At 76.9% G+C, this 3,478-nt stretch carries 1 protein-coding gene; it reads right to left on the bottom strand.

Going from position 1 to position 3,478, the window contains the following annotated elements:
• Positions 1–3,478: SDR family NAD(P)-dependent oxidoreductase (locus tag HUW36_RS28395; RefSeq protein ID WP_174530935.1), on the bottom strand; the 3,478-nt coding region annotated here is incomplete at both ends.

Raw genomic sequence — 3,478 nt, 5'->3', positions numbered from 1 at the left:
CCGGCCGACCCGGATCAGCGCCCGGTACAGCGGCGGGACGGCGCCGGCGAACTGGGCCCGCATGGCGGCCAGGTCGAGGCGGGCCGGCACCAGCGCGGCGGCCGGCACCCGACAGGCGGCGTCGAACAGCGCCAGACCCTCCTCCGCCTCCATCGCGGACACACCGGAGCGGGAGATCCGGTTGAGGTGGACGTCGTCCAGCTCGGTGGTCATGCCGCTGCGGTCGGCCCACAGGCCCCAGGCCAGGGTGAGCGCGGCCAGTCCCCGGGCCCGGCGGTGGTGGGCGAGCCCGTCGAGGAACGCGTTGGCGGCGGCGTAGTTGCCCTGGCCCGGGCCGCCGGCGGTGGCGGCGAGCGAGGAGTACGACACGAACGCGGTGAGGCCGAGGTCGGCGGTCAGCTCGTGCAGGTGCCAGGCGGCGTCGACCTTCGGGCGCAGCACCGCGTCGACCCGGTCCGGGGTGAGCGAGGAGATCACGCCGTCGTCGCGTACCCCGGCGGCGTGGACCACGGCGGTGAGCGGCTGGTCGGCGGGGAGGTCGGCGAGCAGCGCGGCGACCGCGTCCCGGTCGGCGACGTCGCAGGCGGCGACCGTCACGGTGGCGCCCAGCGCGGTCAGCTCGGCGCACAGCTCACCGATGCCGGCGGCGTCCCGGCCGCGCCGGCTGGTGAGCAGCAGGTGCCGCACGCCGTGACGGGTCACCAGGTGCCGGCTCATCAGCTGGCCGAGCGTGCCGGTGGCGCCGGTGACCAGCACGGTCCCGTCGGCGTCGAACGGCGTGCCGGTCGGGTCGGCGGGCGCGGGCACCCGGGTCAGCCGGGCGCCGGAGGCGACGCCGGCCCGGACGACGACCTGCGGTTCGTCGGTGTCCAGCGCCGGCACGAGCGCGGCGGCGACGCCGGCCGGGTCGTCGGTGTCGACGAGCACGAAGCGGCCGGGGTTCTCCGACTGGGCGGAACGCAGCAGGCCGATGACGGCGGCGCCGGCCAGGTCGGTGAGGTCGTCGTCCGGGCCGGTGGCGACCGCGCCCCGGGTGAGCACGACCAGGCGGGTGGCGTCGTACCGGTCGTCGGCGAGGAACTTCTGGAGCAGGTCGAGCGCCCGGTGGGTCACCTCGGCGACCCACCGGGGCACCTCGCGCCCGCCGGGCGGGTCGAGGAACGGCGCGACAAGCACGCCGGGTGCGTCGGCGCCGTCGTCCAGCGCGGCGGTCAGGGCCCCGAGACCGGGGTACGCGGTGACCGCCGTCCCGGTGGCGGCGACCGCGTCGGCGAGCCCGGTGCCGGTGTCGAGGACCGCCCAGGCGGCGGCCGACGGCGCGGCGGGCAGGGCGAGCGGCGTCCAGTCCACCCGGTACAGCGACTCGGGTCCGCCGCCGCCGGCGCTGCGGAGCTGGTCGGCGGTGACCGGGCGCAGCACGAGTGAGCCGACCGAAGCGATCGGGGCGCCGGTGACGTCGGCGAGGAGCAGGGAGACGCTGTCGGCGCCGGTGTGCCGCACCCGTACCCGGGCGGCGGCCGCCCCGGCGGCGTGCAGCGCGATGTCGTTCCAGGAGAACGGCAGCCGTCCGTGGCCGGGGGGCAGGCCGGGCCCGGTGGGGTCGCCGGCGGCGCTGGTGAGGCCGAGCGTGTGCAGGGCGGCGTCGAGCAGCGCCGGGTGCACGCCGTACCCGCCGGCCTCGCCGGCCGGCGTCTCGGGCAGCACCAGGTCGGCGAAGAGGTCGTCGCCGCGTCGCCAGGCGGTACGCAGCGCGACGAAGGACGGGCCGTAGTCGTAGCCCTGGGCGGCGAGGTGCGGGTAGAGCTGGTCGGTGGGCACCTCGACGGCGTCCGGCGGCGGCCAGGCGGTCAGGTCGGACCAGCCGGGCACGCCGGGTCGGGCCGGGCCGTCGGCGAGGACGCCGCTGGCGTTGCGGGTCCAGGCCCGGTCGCCGTCGGCGGACTCCCGGTCGGTGCGCTCGTCGTCGGGCGCGGAGTGCAGTGAGACGGACCGGCAACCGGTCTCGTCGGCCGGGCCGATCCAGAGCTGGATGTCCACGCCACCGGTCTCGGGCAGGATCAGCGGCGCTTCGAGGGTCAGCTCGCGGACGTGGTCGGCGCCGACGTGCGCGCCGGCCTGGAGGGCGAGTTCGACGAAGCCGGTGCCGGGCAGCAGCACGGTGTCGAACACGACGTGGTCGGCGATCCAGGGGTGGGTGCGCCGGGACAGCCGACCGGTGAACAGGAAGCCCTCGGCGTGGGCGACGCCGACGGCGGCGCCGAGCAGGGGGTGGCGGGCGGGTCGCAGGCCGACCGCGGTGACGTCGCCGGTCCAGCCGCCACCCGCCTCGGGCCAGTAGCGCTGGTGCTGGAACGCGTAGGTGGGCAGGTCGACCCGGGTGGCGTCGGTGCCGGTGAACCACGGCGTCCAGTCGACGGGTACGCCGTGCGCGTGCAGCTCGGCCAGCCCGGCCAGCAGCGCGGCGGTCTCGTCCCGGTCGCGGCGCTGCACGGCCACGGCCAGCACGGCGTCGTCCTCGGGCAGGATCTCGGCGGTCAGCGCCGTGAGCACGCTCTGTGGCCCGATCTCCAGGAACGTGTCCACCCCGGCGTCGCGCAACGCGGTGATCCCGTCGGCGTAGCGGACCGCCTGGCGGACGTGCCGCACCCAGTAGTCGACGGTGGTCAGCTCCGCCGGGTCGGCGACCGTACCCGTCACGTTGGACACGACCGGGAGGCTCGGCGCGCTGAACGTCAGTCCGGCCAGGACGGTGCGGAACTCGGCGAGCATCGGCTCCATCAGCGGGCTGTGGAACGCGTGCGACACGGTCAACCGGCGGACCCGGACGCCCCGGTCGCGCCAGGTGTGCTCCAGCGCGGTCAGCGCGTCGGCCGGGCCGGACACCACGACCGACGTCGGGCCGTTGACCGCCGCGATGCCCACGTCCGCCCGGTCGGCGATGGACGCGGCCACCTCGGGTTCCGGCGCGGCGACCGCGAGCATGCCGCCGCCGTCGGGAAGCGCCTGCATCAACCGGCCCCGCGCGGCGACCAGCGCGCACGCGTCGGCCAGCGACAGCACCCCGGCCACGTACGCGGCGGTGATCTCACCGATCGAGTGGCCGCCGACGGCGTCCGGGGTCACCCCGAACGACTCGACCAGGCGGAACAGCGCCACCTCGACCGCGAACAGGCCGGCCTGGGTGAACTCGGTGCGGTCCAGCAGGTCACCGTCGCCGAACAGCACCGGCTTCAACGGCCGCGGCAGCAGCGGGTCGAGGTGACCGCACACCTCGTCCAGCGCGGCGGCGAACACCGGGAAGGCCGCGTACAGGTCGCGGCCCATGCCGGGGCGCTGCGCGCCCTGGCCGGAGAAGAGCACGGCGAGGCCCTGCCGGTCGGTGGCCTGCCCGGTCACGGTGCCGGCCTGCGGCGTACCGGCGGCGAGCGCCCGCAGCGCGGCCAGCAGGTCGTCCCGGCCGGTCGCGGGGAACACGGCC

Origin of the sequence: Micromonospora maritima (genome assembly GCF_902825405.1) — a bacterium.
GTDB classification, from domain to species: Bacteria; Actinomycetota; Actinomycetes; order Mycobacteriales; family Micromonosporaceae; genus Micromonospora; species Micromonospora maritima.
This window is presented reverse-complemented; position numbering and strand designations above follow the sequence as displayed.